Annotated in this window: 19 protein-coding genes and 1 tRNA gene; 6 read left to right on the forward strand and 14 right to left on the reverse strand. The window is 52.0% G+C overall.

The annotated features are described in order from the left end of the window. Positions 1 to 92: 92 nt before the first annotated feature. The 11 genes from AC2FNV_RS14675 to AC2FNV_RS14725 all read right to left on the reverse strand — a co-directional run bounded on the left by AC2FNV_RS14675 (position 93) and on the right by AC2FNV_RS14725 (position 11,684). Positions 93 to 3,185 (reverse strand): efflux RND transporter permease subunit, encoded by a 3,093-nt coding sequence (locus AC2FNV_RS14675; protein WP_170604398.1) that lies wholly within the window; start codon positions 3,183 to 3,185, stop codon positions 93 to 95. Further along, entirely contained in the window at positions 3,185 to 4,282 is a 1,098-nt protein-coding gene (locus AC2FNV_RS14680) for an efflux RND transporter periplasmic adaptor subunit (RefSeq protein WP_170482156.1), read from the reverse strand. The genes AC2FNV_RS14675 and AC2FNV_RS14680 overlap by 1 nt, the downstream gene beginning before the upstream one ends. A gap of 901 nt (positions 4,283 to 5,183) precedes the next feature. Further along, on the reverse strand, positions 5,184 to 5,738 hold the full coding sequence (locus AC2FNV_RS14685) for a TadE/TadG family type IV pilus assembly protein (protein WP_170604396.1): 555 nt from the start codon (positions 5,736 to 5,738) through the stop codon (positions 5,184 to 5,186). Continuing rightward, positions 5,735 to 6,265 carry a TadE/TadG family type IV pilus assembly protein gene (locus tag AC2FNV_RS14690; RefSeq protein WP_170604395.1) on the reverse strand — a complete coding sequence of 177 codons (531 nt, stop codon included), beginning with the start codon at positions 6,263 to 6,265 and terminating at the stop codon, positions 5,735 to 5,737. Before AC2FNV_RS14690 ends, AC2FNV_RS14685 begins: the two co-directional genes overlap by 4 nt. After that, positions 6,265 to 7,941 carry a TadE/TadG family type IV pilus assembly protein gene (locus AC2FNV_RS14695; RefSeq protein WP_170604393.1) on the reverse strand — a complete coding sequence of 559 codons (1,677 nt, stop codon included), beginning with the start codon at positions 7,939 to 7,941 and terminating at the stop codon, positions 6,265 to 6,267. Before AC2FNV_RS14695 ends, AC2FNV_RS14690 begins: the two co-directional genes overlap by 1 nt. Positions 7,942 to 8,179: 238 nt before the next feature. After that, positions 8,180 to 8,614, reverse strand: a complete 435-nt coding sequence (locus tag AC2FNV_RS14700) for a c-type cytochrome (protein ID WP_170604391.1) — start codon at positions 8,612 to 8,614, stop codon at positions 8,180 to 8,182. Positions 8,615 to 8,625: 11 nt separating this feature from the next. After that, positions 8,626 to 9,492 (reverse strand): CopD family protein, encoded by an 867-nt coding sequence (locus AC2FNV_RS14705; RefSeq protein ID WP_170604389.1) that lies wholly within the window; start codon positions 9,490 to 9,492, stop codon positions 8,626 to 8,628. A gap of 2 nt (positions 9,493 to 9,494) precedes the next feature. Continuing rightward, positions 9,495 to 9,836 carry a copper resistance CopC family protein gene (locus AC2FNV_RS14710; RefSeq protein ID WP_170604387.1) on the reverse strand — a complete coding sequence of 114 codons (342 nt, stop codon included), beginning with the start codon at positions 9,834 to 9,836 and terminating at the stop codon, positions 9,495 to 9,497. 10 nt (positions 9,837 to 9,846) lie between these two features. Beyond that, positions 9,847 to 10,320 carry a c-type cytochrome gene (locus tag AC2FNV_RS14715; RefSeq protein ID WP_254442474.1) on the reverse strand — a complete coding sequence of 158 codons (474 nt, stop codon included), beginning with the start codon at positions 10,318 to 10,320 and terminating at the stop codon, positions 9,847 to 9,849. A gap of 828 nt (positions 10,321 to 11,148) precedes the next feature. After that, a tRNA-Ala gene (locus AC2FNV_RS14720) sits at positions 11,149 to 11,224 on the reverse strand. Positions 11,225 to 11,363: 139 nt separating this feature from the next. Next, complete coding sequence (locus AC2FNV_RS14725; RefSeq protein WP_170604385.1) at positions 11,364 to 11,684, reverse strand: TIGR02300 family protein; 321 nt, start codon at positions 11,682 to 11,684, stop codon at positions 11,364 to 11,366. Between the two features lie 100 nt (positions 11,685 to 11,784). On the opposite strand from AC2FNV_RS14725, the gene AC2FNV_RS14730 reads away from it, so the two are divergent. The 3 genes from AC2FNV_RS14730 to AC2FNV_RS14740 all read left to right on the forward strand — a co-directional run bounded on the left by AC2FNV_RS14730 (position 11,785) and on the right by AC2FNV_RS14740 (position 14,411). Then, positions 11,785 to 12,480 carry a M48 family metallopeptidase gene (locus tag AC2FNV_RS14730; protein WP_254442473.1) on the forward strand — a complete coding sequence of 232 codons (696 nt, stop codon included), beginning with the start codon at positions 11,785 to 11,787 and terminating at the stop codon, positions 12,478 to 12,480. 30 nt (positions 12,481 to 12,510) lie between these two features. Continuing rightward, complete coding sequence (locus AC2FNV_RS14735; RefSeq protein ID WP_170604381.1) at positions 12,511 to 13,158, forward strand: GntR family transcriptional regulator; 648 nt, start codon at positions 12,511 to 12,513, stop codon at positions 13,156 to 13,158. A gap of 113 nt (positions 13,159 to 13,271) precedes the next feature. Beyond that, positions 13,272 to 14,411, forward strand: a complete 1,140-nt coding sequence (locus tag AC2FNV_RS14740; RefSeq protein ID WP_170604379.1) for a lytic murein transglycosylase — start codon at positions 13,272 to 13,274, stop codon at positions 14,409 to 14,411. 4 nt (positions 14,412 to 14,415) lie between these two features. Here the strand turns inward: AC2FNV_RS14740 and AC2FNV_RS14745 are convergent, their stop codons facing one another. Further along, complete coding sequence (locus AC2FNV_RS14745; protein ID WP_170604377.1) at positions 14,416 to 15,378, reverse strand: acetyl-CoA carboxylase carboxyltransferase subunit alpha; 963 nt, start codon at positions 15,376 to 15,378, stop codon at positions 14,416 to 14,418. Positions 15,379 to 15,610: 232 nt separating this feature from the next. Beyond that, positions 15,611 to 16,207, reverse strand: coding sequence for a LysE family translocator (locus tag AC2FNV_RS14750; protein WP_170604856.1), 597 nt, complete (start codon positions 16,205 to 16,207; stop codon positions 15,611 to 15,613). 72 nt (positions 16,208 to 16,279) lie between these two features. Here AC2FNV_RS14750 and AC2FNV_RS14755 point away from each other — a divergent pair, with 72 nt between their 5' ends. Together AC2FNV_RS14755 and AC2FNV_RS14760 are read left to right on the forward strand one after the other, a co-directional pair. After that, positions 16,280 to 16,732 carry an Lrp/AsnC family transcriptional regulator gene (locus tag AC2FNV_RS14755; protein ID WP_170604376.1) on the forward strand — a complete coding sequence of 151 codons (453 nt, stop codon included), beginning with the start codon at positions 16,280 to 16,282 and terminating at the stop codon, positions 16,730 to 16,732. 119 nt (positions 16,733 to 16,851) lie between these two features. Continuing rightward, positions 16,852 to 17,430 (forward strand): PA14 domain-containing protein, encoded by a 579-nt coding sequence (locus tag AC2FNV_RS14760; protein ID WP_496773721.1) that lies wholly within the window; start codon positions 16,852 to 16,854, stop codon positions 17,428 to 17,430. A 50-nt stretch (positions 17,431 to 17,480) separates the two neighbouring features. Here AC2FNV_RS14760 and AC2FNV_RS14765 read toward each other — a convergent pair whose 3' ends face one another. After that, the gene (locus AC2FNV_RS14765; RefSeq protein WP_170604374.1) at positions 17,481 to 18,443 is read right to left on the reverse strand and encodes an L-malyl-CoA/beta-methylmalyl-CoA lyase; all 963 of its coding nucleotides are present in this window, start codon (positions 18,441 to 18,443) and stop codon (positions 17,481 to 17,483) included. A 294-nt stretch (positions 18,444 to 18,737) separates the two neighbouring features. Here AC2FNV_RS14765 and dgcN point away from each other — a divergent pair, with 294 nt between their 5' ends. Beyond that, complete coding sequence (dgcN, locus tag AC2FNV_RS14770) at positions 18,738 to 19,739, forward strand: N-acetyltransferase DgcN (protein ID WP_170604372.1); 1,002 nt, start codon at positions 18,738 to 18,740, stop codon at positions 19,737 to 19,739. Positions 19,740 to 19,859: the final 120 nt, after the last annotated feature.

Raw genomic sequence — 19,859 nt, forward strand, 5'->3', positions numbered from 1 at the left:
ATACCCCCAAAAACAACTTCAGCTGCGCAAGCCTTCAGTCTGATTGCATCCCTCAAACATCAAACCAATCCAAAATTGGATTGAATCCCAAATCAAACGACCGTGGTCGTTGGCTTAATACCGTTTAGCGTTGCGAACAAAACCGGTACCAATATCATAGTGAGCATTGTACCAACTGTTAATCCGCCCATGATTGTAACCGCCAAACCCACCCAAAAAACGTCTGGAAGTAGCGGTATGACACCCAGAACAGTGGTCGCCGCTGCCAGTACGACGGGTCGGAGCCTCGAAGCACCTGCGTTCAATACTGCGTCATAACCCAGCTGACCTTCCGCCAAATTGTCGTTGATCTGATCGATAAGGACGATTGCGTTTTTAATCATCATTCCGGCCAAGCTCATGCCACCGAGCAACGCGACAAACCCAAATGGCGTGTTGGTTAGGAGCAAGCTTGGGACAATACCAATAATTACGAAGGGAACAGTCAGGAAAATAACAAGTGGCCTGCGGTATGAGTTGAATAGTCCAACAACGATTAGCGCCATGATCGAGAATGCCGGAACCATCCCCGGAATTAAAGACGCCTGTGCGGAAACCGTATCTTCGTACTCTCCGCCCCACTCCATGCTGTAGCCTGGCGGCAAATCTGCTTCCAAAGCTTCAAAGTCGGCAAGTACAGCCGCGCGATAGCTTGGCAAAGTGACGCTGTCGATTGGGTTAGCTTGAACGGTCAGAACGCGACGACGGTCGCGGCGGTTTATCGTGGGGTCCTCTGGTTCAATATTCACGCCGCTGACAACTTGTGCTAAAGGCACTGGCTCAACAGAAAATGGTGATTGCAGCTGCAGCAGTTCGAAATTGTCCACCGCAGCAACGTCTTCAGCCCCGGGCCGAACGATAATTGGCAGTAATTCGTCACCCTCGCGATAGAGGCCAACAGAACGCCCGTCAAACGCCCGCTTTGTTGTGTTTCCGAGGTCTTCATAAGTGATGCCCGTCCAACGAGCCCGGTCCTGATCATAATCAGGAACAGTCTTCAGCACACGGTTGCGCCAATCCGTACGGGCGACTTTCGTCCATTTGTTTTGGTCAAGTATGGCAACGGCCCTGTCACCCAGTTCCCGTAGGGTCTCTGGGTCAGCGCTTGCAGGACCTATGATACGGTTCTCAAATGCCCATGTATTACTAGGACCGACACCAAACTGCCGTGTGAACGACGTCGCCTCTGGCATATTGGCCGATATCCAAAGCGAGACATTCTTGCTCATTTCGGGAATATCGCGGTAATCTTCCACATTCACAATGACTTGGGCGTAGGACGGGTTTGCGCCTTCCGGGTCGACAGGCAGATAGAAACGTGGCGGACCAGCGCCAATAAAGCTTGCAATGCCAGTCACGCGGTCATCCATTCCAACCTGTTCTTCAATACGTGTTATGGCTTCGGAGACGGCTTCAATCCGGGTTCCTTCTGGCGCATAATAGTCAATCATATACTTGGTCATGGATGATGTTGGGAAAAACAACTGCGTCACAGAGCCGAACCCAACACCTGCAACGACCAGAGCGGCCACGGCCACTCCGATGGTAAGGTAACGAACTCTGATCGCGGCGGCCAGAAACCGGCGATACACGGCATAAAGCCCGGTATCGAAATTCTCGCTGCTTTCACCCTTTGGCTCTGGCAGCATTGCGACACATTGCAAAGGCGTTACCGTCATGGACAACAGCCAACTGACCAAAAGCGCTATACCTACAACCGAAAAGAGGGTTCGGCAGTATTCCCCTGCACTCTCAACAGATGCAAATATCGGGTAGAAGGCCATTACTGCCACGAAAGTGGCCCCAAGTAATGACATAGCCGGTCGAGTGGCTGCGTCGATCGCGGCTTTTGCACGATCCACCCCCTGTGACATCCGAACCATTGCGCCGTCCGCCACAACAATTGAGTTGTCCACCATCATCCCCAGCGCAATAATTAATGCTCCCAAAGACATACGCTGCAGATCTATTCCCAGCATCGCCAGTGGAATAAATGTCGTGAGTATCGTCAGGATGAGACCGCTACCGATGATAATCCCCATCCGAAGACCCATTGCCAAGGTTAGAACTACCAACACGATGGCGACAGCCTGACCTAAACTTACTAGAAAACTACTGACCGCAAGGTTCACGTCATCCGACTGCCAATGAACTCGCTCGATCTCAATACCTACTGGCAGACTTGCTATCAGCTCTGATACTTTCGCATCCACTGCCTGCCCGACGCTGACAACGTTGACACCGGACTGAAAGGATATCGCTAGTCCGATGGACGGAAGACCGTTGTAGCGCATCATTGTCGTTGGTGGATCAGCATATCCCTCCTTAACCTCTGCAATTTCACCCAGCCGCAGCAGCTCTGGCCCCCTGCGTTGGCCACTTTGGGCCTGATCTAGACCGCTGGGCCTTACAACCAGATCGGCAATGTCGGTTGGACTGGTAAAGGTGCCGCTCGGCGCAATGCGCATACGGTAGTCACCAATGTTGACACGTCCTGCGTCCACGATTGCGTTTTGTGTTTGCAAGGTGTTTAGGATGGTCTGAGCCGAAACACCCAGCGCGGCCAAGGCTTCTTCCCTTGTTTCCAAGTAGATTACCCTGTCGCGCTCGCCCCATAGATCGACACGTCCAACACCATCGATCAACGATAGCTCTCTTTTGAAGTCTTCGGCGAACCCATCAAGTTCCTGCGCGGAAAATCCATCGGATGTCATTGCCAACAACAAGCCGAATACATCGCCAAAATCATCATTGATGGCTGGTCGGCCAGCGCCCGGGGGCAACTGAGTTTCCACATCTCTGACTTTGCGACGCAGAGTATCCCAGATTTGAGGCAGTTCCTCGGACCAATAGTTTGGACGGATTTCAACCTTGATAGTAGATAATCCGGCGCGGCTTTCGCTCGAGATGTAGTCTATTTCCTTGATTTCCTGAAGCTTCAGTTCAATCCTTTCGGTGACTTCCTGCTCCACTTCCTCGGGGCTTGCACCGGGATAGGGCGTCGTAACGACTGCCGTTTTGATCGTGAATTCGGGGTCTTCCAACTGTCCGAGACTGAAAAATGCTGAAATACCACCCAACGTCAGCATTACGACAGTAAACCAAACGAATTTGGCGTTGCGGATAGAGAAGTCGGCGAGACCCATTACTCAGTTTCCTCAGAAAGAAGTGAAACCTTCTGTCCCTCTCTCAGAGAATTCGCTCCTGCGGTCACAACAACGTCGCCAAATTCCAGACCGTCGCTTACGGCGACTCCCTGTGATCGTGGCGTTCCAAGCGCAACTTTCTGCGCTTTCACGGTCTCGGAAGAGGCGTCAAACACCCAGACATGGGGATCTGTTTCCCCCTCGGGCACAAAAATTGCGCTTGCGGGAACCATTATCGCGTCAAAAGGTTCGTGCCCTTCTTTTGGCTTGCCTCGGACACGCCCCGCCATTCCGGGAAGTACAAGCGAGTTTTCTGGTTGTTGCATGATCAAAGTTACCGGAAAAGTTCTGGTCGTTGCAGAAGCTTCTGATCCGATCTCACTGATTTCTGCCGACAGGACCACGTCGCCCAACGCGTCGAATGTCACCGTTATATCTTCGATGTGCGGGATCAGGGCGATGTATCGCTCGGGGACATCGATGACCACTTCGATATGCTCGGCGTCCAGTATCCGCAGCACAGGTGTCTGCGCTGCCACCTCCTCAAAGTCCTCAATGTATTTTGCGACTACCCGGCCGTCGAAAGGCGCTTCCAGGCTCGTGTAGGTCAAGTCCAGTGTGGCTCGATCCAAAGCACCTTGTACGGAATTTATTGCCGCTTGGGCAGATGTCTCGCCCGCGATAAACCGATCAAGTGTCGCCTGCGCGGCTACTTCTTTCTCGACCAATGATCGCTGCCGATCGGTTTGCAATTTCGCATTTTCAAAGGTTGCTTGCGCACTTTCCAATTCCGCGGACAACCGATCAACTTCCGCCTGGTAGGGCGCAGGGTCTAATACCGCGACGACATCTCCATTAGCGACCAAGTCACCGACCTGCACATCCACGCCAACGACATTGCCTGGAACACGAAAAGCCAATGAAACTTCGCGTGCAGCTCTGGCCGTGCCAACAAAGTAGCGATCATGCAAACTGGAGAGGTCTGAAATTTCAGTTGCTCTTACAGGTCGGACAACCATTTCGGTTGTTTCTTCTTCCTCTTCCCAGCACGCTGAAAGCGACAAGAAGGCAAATAACCCAAAAGACAGTTTCTTCATTTCCCCTCCCGCGCCGGTCTATGTTTCTCCGTGATTCTGAACGGAAACTTTTCAATTCATTGCACTAACACTCGAAATTCATACCGAATTGTACCCACTCGCCCAACAAAGTCAAAAATATGAATTTATTAAGCAAGTGTCATGTCGACGCTTGGCGATGTGTTCTCGGGCGGTATGGGGTGAAGCTGAAAATACGCAGTCGCAACAGCTTTTTTTTGCTCTCCTTGCCCCCCTCAGAACACCTAAAGAACGAACCCATTCTTAAACTCTGCCACACCTGGTGTTGGCTGATCAGAAACTTTGACATTAAAGCCAGGTATTCAGCCATAGCTTCAAAATCCTCCCGGTCCAACCGTCTGCGGTTTTGAGATTGCCGCGAGGTACAAGTAAGTCGGTTCAAGACGGTATGAACAAAGGATGCATGTTGTCGCGCGGTTTTAAGTTATCGACCACTTAGAAATGCCGTTACCAACGACAATGTTGCATATTTTAGGTATTTTCGTGCGAGAACTGCGGTGATTAGGGGAAATGCCGCTGAACGGCTAACGCTTTGATAATATGCACTATTGTGATGTACTGCTTGTCGTGTTCCGACCTTAGTGTCACACTCGAATATCCACAACGATTTCCGTTGACCAGTGCATTTCCAATTCTCTGCAATTCTCCACTGATGAACTTGTTCAAATGTGCAGCCTGTCGGCCAAGTCTACTGTCCTCCATGTTTCGAAGTAGCAGCGGAACCCGGACATATATCATCTTCGCAAAGCGGATTGCCTCAGGGTCGGTTTTGATACAGCGAAATAGGGATCGTTTGGTCGCAGCTAAAAGCTCAAAAGCTCCGCGCCCTCCTCACGCCTATTTCCTTTGACAAAGTCATGCCGCGCATCAAAGGCAAATAACCTTAGACGTTCCCTTTGATATTGTTTGCAAAACGCGGCCGTGTGAAAATGAAGTTATTCAGTTCGACGTTGTCCAAGCCCACCCTGAAGGGGGGGATAAACGTGTTGGACGTTTCGACCAGTATCAATGTGTTCTGATCAGACATCGGAGGCAGGGCATCTCGATAATTGACAATATTGTCGTCCGTCAGCTTTTCGACATACCCACCTCGTATTGCAGACCAGTTCACGGTGTGGCTGTCGGAGGCCTCGTCGTAAAGAACCACGGATATTCGGAATTTCAGGTCTGCATGATTGACCACCATCAAACCGAACATTTCTTGCATCGAGTCGATATAGACGTTGTCAATTTCCCGGGTTTCACGGGAAATCAGGTCTCCAATCGTGTGTGCCGCTTTGATATTCGCGGCACTCTGCCTGTAAGCTTCGAAAAACGTGTAACCCGCCATTATAGTCCAAAAGAGGATTGGCGTAATAAGGAGTGCCTCGACGGCGATCACGCCGTCTTCCCGAGTTCGGAAACGTTTCAGGAGATGCGTCGAAATTCGCTTGATCATAAAGGCTCCTGGACGAAAACGGTTGTAGCGGTCAGCGCGTATTGGCCTTCTTCGTTGACCAATGCTCTGCCCATTGCGGATGTTGGGAAAACGGGATTGATCTTGGCGCAGGCCCGAAGAACCATCAACTCATTTTCAAGGCCGTTTTCGAAAGTCCGCACAGGGCGCGCCACTTCGGCCAGATCAGTGCAATCAGGGTCCGTTGGTACTGTAACAGTGGCAAAAGGATCCTGCCGGATCATTTCCAGACGCAAGTTGGCTGCGCAATTATTGATGAAAATGGCGCGGTCACAGATGAGAGCCTTGATTTCGTCATGTTGTGGACTGGTCCCGGTGTTCAGCCGAATGTCGCGCACGGTCAAGTCAACCGCGCGCTCTAGCTGCGCGTGTCTCAACGTTACGAAGGCAAGCTCCAAACCCGAAAGAACCAAAAACATGATTGCCGGGAAGACGATGACAAACTCGACGGTTGCATTTCCGTCTTCCTTTCGGCAGAGCCGGGCCAGAGCGGAAAACAACCTAAGCATCACTGAGTCAACCTCAGCATACGGACCGATGACGCGATCGAGGTAAAGGCTTTTTCGAGTTTTGCGTCATCCGCCTCATAATAATGACTGTCCGAGCTTGCGCAGTTTTCCAGTACATCCCGGCCAGCTGGCGGCGCCTCAACGCTGACGCTAAAGATGATCACCCCCTCATCCTTGGCGGCCTTGCATACGTGTTTGGTTCGCTGATCCTTGGCGACCGCACTTTTCTTGCTGAACGCCTTACCTTCCCACTGACCGTAAGCACTTGGTGAGTGGGTGAAGATGTTGTGTTCGATATATTCCAAGGATACGAGGTCCAGAAGTTCAACGTAAGACAATTGCACCGCCTCGCCGGGTTCTTCTGCCTCGACGCATTCAACTTTACCGCCATTGCCTGAACAGTGTGTGTTTCCATTTCCATAGGGATGATCCTGCCAGCTATTGTCGTGCGGCCACCAATAGTTGGGGTTGCCGTTCGACTGGTAGATCGAGAAGCGAGCGGGATCGGTATCGGTTCCTGGGTTGTACCAGAAATCCGACATAGTAGTGCGCATCGAAGGGTTGAGCATGTGCTGATCTGTATTATCCCCATCGGAAACGAGGATCATAACCTTGAGGACATTACTACCGTAGTCCATCGGGCGATCTTGCATTTGGAATTTTTCCGGAATGGTATACTCCGGATCGGCAAACTCAGTCGTGCTTAGAGCTTTGAGTACCGGACGTGTGCTGGGGTCCAGCAGGATAAGGCCCCAATTCGCGCCATTGTCCAAGCCCGAGTCCTCATCCGCCACTGGGTTGCTGAGTTTGTTGAGGTTTCGTATGTAAGGTAAAAGAACTTCTGGGTCGTTCTGGAATGGCAGGATCGCCGAATACTTGCGTGTTGGGCAGACGGGATGTTCAATCGGCTCCCTAGACGTGGTGTAAGGGTCGAAATGAGCCGTTTGTTCAAGCAATCTGGTCGTAGAAAGATCAGGTTTGCTGAATTCGTTGTCGATGAAGTTGACACAGTTCGAGTGGTCATGGAAGCGGTCGAGAGTGTATTGGTTCAGCAAATCGCGACCAGCGTTAACTTGGCTGGAATATGGGATAAGTGAGAACGAAATCTCGTCGCTCCATTGTTTGTTTTTTATTGCGATACTTTTTACCATTTTTTCCGTAGCAATTCTCAATACCTCGTCATTGATCGAAGTAGATAAGTCCAAGACAATTGATATTTCAGCCAAACCGATGCTTTCCTCAGCGGTGCTTGCCGCAGGGGCGGCCAGTGTATCGACGCCCGACAGGTGCATGAATTGGGTTGGGAACTCGGAAAGGGCTGTCGCCGACACTTCGCGATAGCCCACATCGTTGACCACATTGATGCTGGTCACATTTTCCAGAAGGCCCATCCTTTCTAGATATGCACGAACGACGGATTTCGGTTCTGCCTTTTGATCAAGGTCCGCTGCGGCCAGAACAGCCCGGTCCAACGTGTACTGCAAGTTTGCACGTTCTTTCTCAAAGCGCATGTAATCTACGCCGATGCCAACACAGACGATGACGGCCACAAACATAAAGAGGACTAAAATGGTAATCGAACCATTCTCGTCTCTGGCAAATTGTTGCGCACCTGTCTTCGCCTGGACAGAGGGGGTGTCGCAGTTGCAAATTGATCTCTCGAAATCCGTAGGCATGCATTATCCTCTCTTGGCCGAGCAGACCGGCCACAAAGCTATCGGCAGGGGCTCACGCTATATAGAGAAAAAGGCGGAATTCGGGCAAATTTGCTTCAATTTTGCGATAATTTAGCGGCTTTCGCCTGCAAAAAATCGGAATTTTTCGCGTTATGTTTGCGCAAAAACACTTCGTTTTCAAGGTCGTATACGCGGGACGAATTTTCTTGGAGGCCAAACAGGGCACTCCACTTTTTTTCTATTCGTGCGGGGCGTTACGAGTAGCCTGCATTTGCTGAACATCTTCAGGCCAAGTAGAGCGGATATAGGCCAGAACGTCCCATATGTCTTCGTTAGTCAGTGTGCCCTCAAAGCCCGGCATACCGCTGTTGAAGTCCTTGATGTCGCGTGCTGCCAACGCCTCTGCCCCACCAAGTTTGGTGTAGTCAAACAGGAGCTTGTTATCATGGTGCCATGTGTGCCCTGTCACGTCATGTGGTGGCGCAGGCAGTACTCCGTCTTCGTCCGGTGTTTGCCAGTTGGGTTGGCCTTCCAGATTAACTCCGTGGCACGAGGCACAGTGGTCTGCGTAGAGTTCCTGCCCATTCGCTAAGTTTCTTTCAATCAACTCGTGATCTGCAGCGATGCTCGTACCAATGCTGCATATTGCAAGTGCAAACAGGTGTTTATTCATTTCTAAATACCTTAGTTCGGAGGCGTTAGAACGGTCGTGAGTGTCGCTGATGTTGCCAACACCATTAATACGATTATTGCCTCAACCTCGATGGATCGGGCGAGGTGTCGCGCTGCATTTGCATCTCCATTGTGCATGGCCGGAACAAATCGGAGCTTGTTCGCAGCAGCGAGGATCAACAGCAGCCCAACTAGAAACACTTTGGACAACAGCGCCTGCCCATAGCCAGTAAAGACGAGCCATTGGATATTGCCTACAAGCGACCAAGCCATCCAGAGGCCTGCCAATATCATAGTTGGTACAACCAGTGCAGCAGCTTTTCCGAACCTTTGACCCAGCTCGGCGCCATTTTTCTGGTATTCAACCTTGAGAGCCATACCCCGCAGCGGGGTAAAGATACCCACCCAGAAGGCTAAACAGAGTAGATGCAACAGTAGCAAGAGTTGGACACCAAAATTCTCCAATTCTGGCACGTGACCTATCTGGGTAAAGGACCAAAGAGCCAATGTTCCACCCACCGCCGCAATCCAGCAACCAAAGCGTGATATAGACAATCCGATTAGGATCAATGCCGCGCCTGCAAGTCGGTATGCGAGTACATCGCCTGCCGGTGTCTGCCAAAGTAAGCCAAGCATTTCTGGATCGACCATGCCATCCGCTCCGCCTGTTAGTACGGCTGCACTAAGCATGAAACCAACTACAGTGGCCGTAAGAGCCAACCACGCTAAAGCCCTTGCTTGGCGCTTCATCACAAGGTTCATCGGTGTGACCAAGCTGGAATAGAGGCACTTAACGATGACAAGCCCGGTTGACCCCGCAAAGCCGATGTAGAGCATTAGCTTTGTGATGATTGCGGCAATTCCCCAAATGTCTGGCATGCTCATTCCACGGTAAAGGAAAATTCGCCCTGCATCGCATGACCGTCTTCACCTAAACCACGCCATTGGATGACATACGTGCCAGTTCCCTTACTCGGCAGAGGGATCGTGAACTCTTGCCCAAATTTTGTTTGGTCGCCCAGTTCGAGGTTTACGGCAGGATTTGCATCGTGCTCCATCTTAACCCGCGTTAACCTGATATCCTTGTCAAAGTTAAGGCCGATTTCAAAGGGTACAGCAGCCATTGTCTCGCCATTGGCAGGTGTCGTTCCTTCGACCTTGGAATGCGCCAGTACGCCGCTGGGAAGCGCAACCACGAGTGCGAGCGTTATGATCTTCTTCATAGGCCTATCCTCAATTTATTCCGTTGGCACGCTGGATTTCACGAATGTACGCGATCACCATAGCCACGTCACCTCGCGTCAAACCTTCTACGGGCGGCATGTCACCAAACCGCCAATGATGACTTATAACTCCCTGAGAAACGGCTCTCTGAAAGGCTTCATCAGCGTGGTGGCTGGATTCGTATATCTTGTGGACCAGAGGGGGGCCTGCGCCTTCTACTCCGACCGCATTAACGCCATGGTAAGATGCGCAGGAGGCATCAAAGATACGTTGGCCGATTGCTGCATTACCTGCGATAGGCGGCACTTGAATTGCGACCATGGCGTCGCCTTTGCCTGTCTCAGGCGGTTCGGCGTCTTCGATTGGGCCGGGGCGAAGAGTAACAAAGACGGCAATGGCAGCGACAGCGCATACGCCGACTAGTAAGTAGCTTTTTTCGTGATTAATCCTGACCTCGTGGAAGTTGGTAGTGCTGCTGAACATCGATAACGCCGTACATGATCGCTGCAGTGGTTTGGACGACTTTGCAGTTGAGCGTTGACTTACGTCAAAGCGTCGGTTGCCAAACTGCTATTAAGATGGCTCGCATATGGATGAGAGCCATTGCATAAAAAATTTCAAGAGAACGGTGACGCTTTTGGCCGTACTGATAGCTATGGCCGCATGCACGGGCAGGCATCACAATGGTGACTGGCATGGACACGGTGCAGAAGGTTGCTATGGGCCTCACCACGGCGTTGTTCGAGAGGGTCATTGCGTTACAATTGAGTAAGCTCTTCTACAGTTAGGCACTCGCAAGTACCCGGTCCTACTAGATTACGTTTAATTGTCGCGAGACTTCTGTCGATAGCGCGCCCTTAACCGCAAGTTTTTCCCGGATGCAAAATTCGTATGTTTATGAAAGAGTGAGTGAAATTTTTCACGTTTTGCGTTCGTGCCTAGGTCTCCAATATTTTTGGAAACATGGTGCATCCATTTAGTCCAACATCTGCGTTTGTTCGCAGTCCCTCAGGGCGTGCCTCAGCAGCTTACTGTGCTTCATCCCAAGGATTCTAACGTACCGTTCTAAAGCGTAGCCGTATGATGCATGTTGTATGAAGATAGATACAGCTTATCTAGGACGACGAGTGGTGAGCAACAAGTTGATTGTCATGTACCTGGTAGGAGATTTCGTTTCGTATTGGGTGGTAGCCAACAGAAGCGATGGATGCCGTGTCCGGACAGTGAGAGATACGCATGCAGCTTCATTTTGTGTCACAACTGTGTGTCACACCACTCTAATGCTTGCTATCTAGTTTTTCTGTTAGGTTTTGGTGGAGCCTAGGGGAGTCGAACCCCTGACCTCTTGCATGCCATGCAAGCGCTCTCCCAACTGAGCTAAGGCCCCAACTCATTACCAAATTGCGGTGCCGGACGTTTATGAGACGTCGCCGACAAGCGCAAGTCCAAAAATCCGAAACAAGCAAAAAGATACTGCCCTGCATCGGGTAAGAAATCCGAGGCGGCAGAGCCGCCTCATTCTAAAATCAGGTTTCGTCTTCTGACGACATATCTTTGATGTCGTCCAGCGAAACGTTATCGTCGTCATCTTCTTCCAACAGATCGTCGTCCAGTTCAACATCGACATCGTCGTCATCTTCCAGAACCAAGTCTTCGTCCGAGGTCGCCTCGCGCGCCTTGACCGAGGCGGCATCCTCTGCATCAGCGGCGATCATCCGGCTTTTGCCGGTTTCAAGCTCCACAATCTCGCCGGTGTATGGGCTAACGATCGGGTCCTTGTTCAGGTCGTAAAACCGTTTGCCTGTTGTAGGGCAAACGCGCTTTACGCCCCATTCTTCCTTGGGCATATCAAATCCCCTTGATATCAGGTGAATCCTATAAATGATTCAGGTGACCTGCCATAAGCGGCAGGCGCTGTCAAAGCCTTTGAGCAAAGGAGTGCAAAGTATGGGGCGACACGCATTGCCCGGAACGCCCACGGTACCGCTTGTACTGCGCAAATCGTCCCGCGCCAGACGGATAAGCTTGCGAATTTCTCAATTGGACGGACGGGTTACGCTGACTTACCCTCAATTTGTCGCCGAGACCGAAGCACTAAACTTTGCACAACAAAAAGAAGCCTGGATTCGTCAGCATCTTGAGGAAAGGCCGACGCCGGCAGAAGTTCGGTTTGGCCAGACCATACCCGTCGAAGGGGCACCGCGCCGAATCGTACCGGTATCAGGTCGCCGGGTCATATTGCGGCCTGACGAAGTCGCCGTTCCCGAAGGTGCCGAAGCGCGTCGTCTGGCACGGTTTTTCAAGGAACTCGCCCGCGATCGGTTAACAAGCGCCTGCGACGATTATTCCGCAATGCTCGGCCGATCATACTCAACTCTGACCTTGCGCGACACCAGATCGCGCTGGGGTTCGTGCAGTTCAGCCGGAGGGCTAATGTTTTCCTGGCGTTTGATCCTCGCTCCGCCAGAAGTCTTGCACTACGTTGCAGCGCATGAGGTGGCCCATTTGGCCGAAATGAACCATTCGCCTGCATTTTGGGAGAACGTCGAGCAGCTTTTTGGTCCGTACAAGAACCCGCGACGGTGGCTGAGGGATAACGGTGCCGAATTGCATCGGTATCGCTTTGAGAGGCGCGCTGCTTGACGTTGTGCAAGTTTGTGATCACAACAAGGAATGTTGTCCGCGCGCCCTGCCGAATCCCAAACTGCCACGCACGACAGAGTTTACCGCGCTCTGCGATCGCGCATATTGCACGGGGAAATAGCGCCCGGCCAAGCGCTGACATTGCGCGGTATCGGTAAAGAATTCGGCGTGTCCATGACCCCCGCGCGCGAGGCTGTCCGTCGTTTGGCCGCCGAAGGTGCCTTGACTTTGTCCTCTTCTGGTCGCGTTTCAACGCCAGAGCTGAGCAATGACCGTATAGAAGAACTGGCCGCCTTGCGCGCACTGATCGAGGTTGAACTGGCAAGCCGCGCGCTGCCTCGGGCGCATATTGCGTTGATCGATCGGTTACAAAGCATCAATATGTCCGTCGCGGAAATGGTAACCAAACGCGACGCCGTCGGGTACATCCGGACTAATCTTGAATTCCATCGCACACTTTATTTACGTGCGCAGGCCCCGGCGATGCTGGCGATTGCAGAAACCGTATGGCTGCAACTTGGTCCAACCATGCGCGCGTTGTATGGTCGCCTACGTCGTACAGATCCTCCTCACTACCACAAATTGATTATCGCGGCTTTGAAGGCCGGGGATGAACCGGGACTCAGACTGGCCGTCCGCTCGGATGTGACACAAGGTTTGCGTCTGCTGGTGACCTGAGCAGCTTATTGCCCATGACGATTTCTTTGCGGATGACATGACCCAATTGCTGGTTTGGACTGACGTCCTGCTGTAGTCTTGGAGCAAATCACCAATAAGAGCAGATTTGAATCATGATTGATCGACGGGTTTTTTCAATGGGGCTTGGGGCGGCCATTCTGACGGCATGTTCCAGCAGCAACGCACCAAGCAGCGCAACGGCGACACGGATGCGTGCCGTACCAAATGCAGGATGGGATTCCTGGGTTGCCAACTTCAAGGGGCGCGCGGCGTCTCAGGGAATTTCACAGACAACGATAAACCGGGCTTTCCAGGGTGCGGGATATCTGCCGGGCGTCGTTGAGCGGGACCGAAATCAGGTCGAATTCAAACGCTCTTTGGAAGATTATCTTGCGATTGCTGCGTCAGACGAACGTATCAGCACCGGCAAACAGATGTTGCAGCGGTATAACGGCACTCTTTCACAGATCGAAGCGCAGTACGGCGTAGATAAGGACGTCATCGTCGCCGTTTGGGGGCTAGAAAGTCGATACGGTTCACGCCGGGGAGATGTACCCGTTGTCTCAGCCCTTTCAACCTTGGCTTACGATGGTCGGCGCGGACAGTTTTTTGAAAGCCAGTTGATTGCCGCAATGAAAATCCTTCAAAACGGAGACACCACTCCGGATAATATGACCGGCAGCTGGGCCGGGGCGATGGGACATACTCAATTCATCCCAACATCTTATCTGGCTTACGCTGTCGACTTTACTGGGGATGGGCGACGCGACATTTGGTCTGATGACCCGACGGACTCGCTGGCCTCAACCGCAGCATACCTTTCTCGCGCCGGATGGGTGCGCGGGCAACCGTGGGGTGGTGAAGTCGGTTCGGCAGCCGCCAATTCTGGCACTCCTGTTGCGGTATTACAGCCGCAAAATCCTGGCCCACGGATTGCCGTTTTCCGAAATTTTCAAGTAATTAAGCGCTATAACAATTCGGACAGCTATGCGATTGGCGTTGGACATTTATCTGACCGTATTTCTGGTGGCGCACCGTTTCAGGCCTCGTTTGGGCCTGATGAAACTGGGCTTACGCTTGAAGATCGCAAAGAAATACAACGCCGCTTAACCTCTGCCGGTTATGATACCCAAGGCGCAGACGGAGTCATCGGCAAAAATTCCGAAGCAGCGATCAGCGCATATCAGCGTGCAAATGGGCTTTCGGTAACCGGAAAGCCATCGGTTGAACTGCTGCGTCGGTTGGGTGGCTAAACGATTAGGCCGCCAGCCCCTTCGAGCCAATGTCCAAGAATTTTTGGCGACGATCCTTGATCAGTGCCTTTGCATCTTTGCCTTTTAGCTCTTTAAGCATGGCAGCAATGGCGGCACGAACGGATTTGAAAGCCGCAGCGCGATCGCGGTGAGCACCGCCTTTAGGCTCAGAAATAATGCGGTCGCACACGCCAAGCTTATAAAGATCCTGAGCCGTCAGGCGAAGCGCCTCGGCAGCTTCGCGCATCTTTTCGGAGTCTTTCCACAGGATTGAAGCACACCCCTCGGGCGAGATCACTGAATACACGGAATGTTCGAGCATCGCCACGCGGTTGGCTGTGGCAAAAGCAACTGCGCCACCCGAACCGCCCTCACCAATAATAACAGAAACCAGCGGAACACCGATCTTTAGGCACATTTCGGTCGAACGGGCGATCGCCTCGGACTGTCCGCGTTCTTCGGCGCCTTTTCCGGGATATGCTCCTGCGGTGTCAATCAAGGTGATCACCGGAAGACCAAACCGACCTGCCATTTCCATTAGGCGCACAGCTTTGCGGTATCCTTCGGGACGGGCCATTCCAAAATTACGCTGGAGTCGCGATTTGGTATCCGAACCCTTTTCGTGTCCGATCACCATCACCGGCTGATCATTAAAACGCGCCAAACCGCCAATAACTGCAAGATCGTCGGCAAAGTTGCGATCACCAGCCAAGGGTGTGAACTCGGTAAACAGTTCTTCCACGTAATCTTTGCAATGAGGCCGTTCAGAATGACGCGCCACCTGACATTTCCGCCAAGGCGTCAGGTCGTTGTACAATTCATCCAAAAGTTTGGCAGCTTTGGCATCTAGCGCTGCGGCCTCTTCCGCCACATCCATTTCTTCGTTTGCCCGAGCAAGGGCACGCAGTTCTTCGGCCTTGCCTTCGATTTCGGCTAACGGTTTTTCGAAATCCAGATACTGAGTCATGTCGCCTCTCAACGAGAAAGTTCCTTGCTATATGACCCGAGGTTACCCCAGATGCAACTCAGCAAGATTTGTGGTGATGGAATTTGGGTGTTCCAAGGGACAACAAAAATAGAGGCGGAAATTATTGACGGCTTTGGGTCTCAGTGCAGAGGGCGCTGAGATTATTCTCTACGACCCGGGGAACGCTAATCAAAACGAGTGCTGGTGGAAACCAGTCCTCCGCAGGGTCGATTCAGCTAGGCCAAAGCACCGGATACAAAGACGCAACCAGAAGCGCAGCCATCGTCCAGTTGAAAACGACAAGCCGCCGTGGATTGGTCAGAACCCGCGCCATTTGTTGACCCAAAACAGTCCAAGTGCTGACCGAAGGTAGATTAACAAGCCCAAACACTAGAGCGACAACAACAATTGCGCCCAGCGTTTGATTTGGCGTGTAAGCCGTAGTTGCCGTAAGAGCCATTGCCCACGCCTTGGGATTAACCCACTGAAAAGCGGCGGCCTGAAAAAATGTCATCGGCGTGCCTTGGCTTTCTCCTCGCTGCACCGGAGCGGCGTTTGCAATCTTCCACGCTAAATAAAGCAGATAAAATACCGAGGCGATCTTCAAGGCGCTGTAACTTAACGGAAACTGATCAAAAACTTGCACCAATCCCGCTCCGACCAGCAGGACCATAAACGTGAAACCCAAGCCAATTCCCAGCATGTGCGGAACCGTTCTCCGAAATCCGAAATTCGCGCCGGACGCCATCAACATCAGATTGTTCGGCCCTGGCGTAATTGAGGAGACAAAGGCAAATATGATCAACGCCAATAGGATATCGTAAGTCATGTTTCGATTATTACATCGGACTGAGCGCATGAAATTGCGTTTTCGTGCAAATATGGGTATAAATCGCAACAAATGACGAAAATTGACAAGATAAACCAAAAAATATTGCAAGAGCTTGCGCGTGACGGTCGGATTAGCAATCTTGAGCTTGCAGACCGCGTTGGTTTGTCTCCATCGGCCTGCCTGCGCCGTGTGCAGGAACTTGAACGGACAGGTGTAATATCTGGCTATCGCGCCGTGTTAAATCCTGCTGCGCTCGGCATCGGGTTCGTTGCATATATTGGCGTGGGGCTTGGCGAGCATACTAAATCCGCCCAAGAGGGATTCGAACGGGCTTTGCAACGGTCGCCCGAAGTGGTCGAATGCCACAACATAACAGGCACCATTGAATACCTGTTGCGTGTCGAATGCGCGGACTTGCCGGCGTACAAGACATTTCATACCGAAGTTCTGGGAACCCTTCCTCATGTCACTTCGATCACATCTTATGTGGTCATGGGATCACCGAAAGACATGCGAGCTTAATGCACAAATTGTGATTTTTGTATCTCTTGCGACCTGATTTATCAGAGAATAGTGTCTTCGAAGATAAATTGCCCAAAGTGTGGAAGTACTGAATGAGGCGATAACTCAGGGAGAATGATATGAAACTTGCCCGAACCGGAGCATTCGCTGCTTGCATGGCGATGTTTTCAGCAGCCGCGCTGGCAGCCCCGCTGAGACTGCAACCGGCAAGCCCGCAACCAAATGCCAAAGCTGGCCTAAACGTCAAATACGCGTGGGAAGGAAACCCACCGCGCAAAATTCAAAACCTCTCAAAAGTTAAAAGTTTATTAAAAAAGGCCAAACCCGGTCAGCCTTTGCGTGGGTTGGATTATCGCGACACAAACGAAGGCGACCCGGTTCTTACCTATAATCAGGCCTTCAATGTCGCAGCTGAAATTACAGGGTATATGAAGTTCGACTCCCCCGGCATTTACGAACTGGAAACTTGGTCAAATGACGGCATAGACGCTTGGATCGGCGGACAGCAGATCGGATATGTCAACGGGCGTCAGCCATGTGAAGCCAACCAGCGAACCGAAGTCGAAGTCCCCCAAGCCGGTTGGTACCAGCTTAGGATAAGTTATTTCCAGAAATACGGCACCTCTTGTCTTATGATGAAGTCCGGGAAAAAAGGCGGACGAATTACGTGGACACCGAATAACGTATTTGGACGCTAGGCCCAATTACCCACCGAAAAAAGAGGCGCTCGAACGAGCGCCTCTTTTACTTAACTGCCCGCCGCAATAAGCTCGGCTTGCGCCACGATCACCTCGGCCTGCTTGATCGAAGCAATGTCGACAAGTCGACCTTTGTAAACGGTTGCGCCTTCGCCATTTGCTTTAGCCTGTTCCATTGCAGCCAGAATTTCGCGTGCTTCGGACACCGCTTCCTTTGACGGGGTGAACACCTGATTGGCAAGTGCGATCTGTTTAGGGTGAATAGCCCATTTTCCAACCATGCCCAAAGTTGCTGACCGTTTTGCTTGAGCGATGTATCCTTCATCGTCAGAAAAGTCACCGAATGGTCCATCGACGGGCAAAACACCGTGGGTGCGACACGCCGCGACAATAGCTGCCTGAGCCCAGTGCCACGGATCTGACCAATGCTTTTCGCCATCGCGTAGCATGTAATAGTTTTCCTGCGTGCCGCCGATACCAGTTGTCTGCATTCCCATAGAGGCCGCAAAGTCGGCGGCGCCTAGACTCATCGCCTGAAGACGCGGAGATGAGGCTGCGATCTCTTCGACATGGGCGATTCCAGCCGCGGACTCTATGATAACCTCGAACGTTATCGGTTTGGTTCGCCCCGAGGCACGCTCGACCGCGGTGACAAGTGCATCGACGGCATAGACATCCGCGGCACAACCTACCTTTGGGATCATAATTTGATCCAACCGATTACCCGCCTGTTCCAGCACATCTACAACATCGCGATACCAATAGGGTGTGTCCAACCCATTGATACGTACGGACATATATTTCCCGCCCCAATCAACGGTTTTCAACGCCTCGATAACGTTTGCACGAGCAACATCCTTGTCGGACGGTGCCACGGAATCTTCGAGATCCAGGTTTATTACGTCTGCTGCAGAAGCAGCCATTTTCGGGAACAGCTTTGTGTTAGATCCAGGACCGAATAATTGACAACGATTGGGACGGGCCGGTGCAGCTGGTTGTATGCGAAAACTCATTTGGGCCTCGTGCAAGCAATGAAATTACGATTTTCGTCTGCAGTTGGGTATTAAATTGCGCAGCCATGCGCAAGCATCATTGTGCACCTGCGGCAATGCGAGCGCAGAATTTGTGAATCTGATGGATCGGAAGGCAATCAGACATCATCCAGCTTGAGGCGTTCGAACATTCTTGCGGGTATTCTTCATTTCTTGCGATATTCTCCCAACAAATACCCATTTTGGCGCTGAATTTAAGAAGCTCTCGCTGAAATTCTTCTTTAGTTTTAGCCGGAATCAAAGGAGTGACGCGCGATGATCGAGACACCATATCTGTTGTTTTTGGGTGACGCGCCCGACCAACTGGCGGCCAAAGTTGCAATAGGCATCAAAGATTGGCGACCAGAAAACGCAGTCGGACAATTCCGCATGGAAGGTTGCAAGGCCGATTTGGGCCTAAAGGACATGAGTCTTACTGAAGCTCGCGAAGCAGGTGCCAAGACATTGGTGATCGGGGTCGCCAATCGCGGCGGCGTCATAAGCCAGGAATGGAAAAAGATTCTGGTGACTGCGCTGGAAGAAGGTTTCGATCTTGCATCTGGCTTGCACAACTTGTTGCGGGATGAAGCTGATTTGGCAGCGGTAGCCGAGGCAACCGGCCGCAAACTGCATGATGTGCGGGTTCCAGATGTCGACTATCCAATCGCCAATGGAATCAAGCGAAAAGGCAAACGCTGCCTCGCTGTCGGGACTGATTGCTCGGTTGGAAAGATGTACACGGCGATGGCTATGGAAGCCGAGATGAGAAATCGCGGTATGAAAGCAACGTTCCGCGCCACTGGCCAGACCGGTATCCTGATCACAGGCGACGGTGTGCCGCTAGATGCAGTCGTAGCCGACTTTATGGCGGGATCGGTTGAATGGCTGACACCGGACAATGACGAAGACCACTGGGACCTGATCGAAGGACAGGGTTCATTGTTTCATGTCTCTTACTCGGGCGTCACGATGGCGCTAGTCCATGGTGGTCAGCCCGATGCATTGATCCTCTCTCATGAACCCACACGTGAACATATGCGCGGGCTTCCCGGCTACCAATTGCCAACGCTGGAGGCGCTGCGCGACACCGCGCTTCACTTGGCACGCGTTGCAAATCCCGACTGCCAGGTCGTCGGGGTTTCAGTAAATACTCAGAACATGAGCGAAGATGACGCCAAAACCTATCTAGCAGCGATCGAGGCAGATATGGGTCTGCCAGCCACCGACCCATTCCGCTTTGGTTCGGGTAAGTTGGTGGACGCGCTGGCTGCGCTGTGATCAAAACTCGCTGTTAGAGCCGGGGATGCTCGCCATCTGCATGATCAAACAATTTTGAAGGAGTTTCTGTGTGCAGCTAGAAGTTACTCAGGACGTTTTTCGGCTGGCGCAGGTTTTCAC

Source organism: Ruegeria sp. BHSA163 (genome assembly GCF_059613365.1).